General features: G+C 63.0%; 2 protein-coding genes. One reads left to right on the top strand and one right to left on the bottom strand.

The features are described from left to right. Positions 1–568: NAD(P)-dependent oxidoreductase (locus EOA38_RS36045; protein WP_145966270.1), on the bottom strand; the 568-nt coding region annotated here is incomplete at its 3' end. A 160-nt stretch (positions 569–728) separates the two neighbouring features. On the opposite strand from EOA38_RS36045, the gene EOA38_RS36040 reads away from it, so the two are divergent. After that, positions 729–1594: NAD(P)-dependent oxidoreductase (locus EOA38_RS36040; protein ID WP_145966269.1), on the top strand; the 866-nt coding region annotated here is incomplete at its 3' end.

Genomic DNA, 1594 nt, shown 5'->3' with positions numbered 1-1594 from the left:
GCTCGATGACGTTGCCGATGCGCAGCGCATAGATGTCGAAGCCGCTGCGCAGCGCAAAGGCGCGCGCCGTCTTCTCGTTGACGATTTTCGACAGCGCATAGCTGTCCATCGGATCGACGTCGTAGTCCTCGTCGAGCGGGAAATGCGTCGGGTTGCGCGGCTCGTTGGCGAAGACCAGGCCATAGGTCGTCTCGCTGGAGGCGATGATCACCTTGCGGATGCCGAGCTTCACCGCCGCTTCGATGACATTGTAGGTGCCCATCGCGTTGATGCGGAACACCTCGTTGTCGGGCGTGATCATGATGCGCGGGATGGCGGCGAAATGCACCACGGCATCGACCGGTTGCGCCCGCAGCGACGGATCGAACTCGTGCAGCCCCGCATAGCTCGACAGCGCGTTGAACACCTGGCCGCTGTCGGTGATGTCGGTGATTAAAGTGCGCACCTTCGGGTTGTCGAGCGGCCTGGCATCGATGTTGAGCACCTGGCAGCCATGCTCGACCAGATACTGGACGACATGACGGCCGGCCTTGCCGCTGCCGCCGGTGAACATGATCCGCTTCGTCATTTTGCTCTCCACATTGCTCAAAAATTATGCGTATTGTCAGACAATATGGCATTCCGCAATCGCCCGCCACCGCCAAGGCCCGCGAAAAACCTTCATGGCAAAGCGCTCGCCGGGCGGTCGGGTCGGCGCCGATCATCAAGAATGACAGGGACGAAACGACATGACCACCACCGCTGCCCGCGAAAACATCGGTTTCATCGGCCTCGGTCTGATGGGGCACGGCATCGCCAAGAACATCGTCGACAAGGGCTATCCGCTGACCTTCCTCGGCCGCAAGAACCGCAAGCCGGCGGAAGACCTGATCGGCCGCGGCGCCAAAGAAGCATCGAGTTCTCGCGATGTGGCGGCTGCCTCCGACATCGTCTTCATCTGCGTCACCGGCTCGCGCGAGGTCGAGGCGATCATCCGCGGCCCCGCCGGACTGAAGGAAGGCTTGAGACAAGGCTCCGTGGTGGTCGATTGCTCGACATCCGATCCGACGTCGACCGTGGCTTTAGCCGCCGAGCTCAACGCGCTCGGCGTCGACTATGTCGACGCGCCGCTGAGCCGCACGCCGAAGGAGGCCTGGGAGGGCACGCTCGACGCCATGGTCGGCGCGCCCGACGCGGTGTTCGCACGGCTGAAGCCCGTGATCGAGACCTGGGCCGGCCGCATCGTCCATATCGGCGACACCGGCGACGGGCACCGCATGAAGCTGCTCAACAATTTCATCTCGCTCGGCTATGCCGCGATCTACTCCGAAGCTCTTGCCTTGGCGCAGAAGGTCGGCATCTCGCCGCCGCGCTTCGACAGCGTGATCCGCAACGGCCGCATGGATTGCGGCTTCTACCAGACCTTCATGCGCTGGACGCTGGAGGGCGACCGCGACGCGCACAAATTCTCCATCGCCAATGCGTTCAAGGATCTGACCTATCTGGAATCGATGGCGGGTGCTGCCGGAATTGCCAATCCGCTGGGCAACGCCACCAAGAACTCGTTCGCGACCGCCTTCGCCGCGGGGCCGGCCGACCAATATGTGCCGATGCT

Origin of the sequence: Mesorhizobium sp. M1E.F.Ca.ET.041.01.1.1 (assembly GCF_003997355.1) — a bacterium.
Classification (GTDB): Bacteria; Pseudomonadota; Alphaproteobacteria; order Rhizobiales; family Rhizobiaceae; genus Mesorhizobium.
The sequence above is the reverse complement of the archived record's forward strand: the minus strand, read 5'-3'. Positions and strand labels throughout refer to the sequence as shown.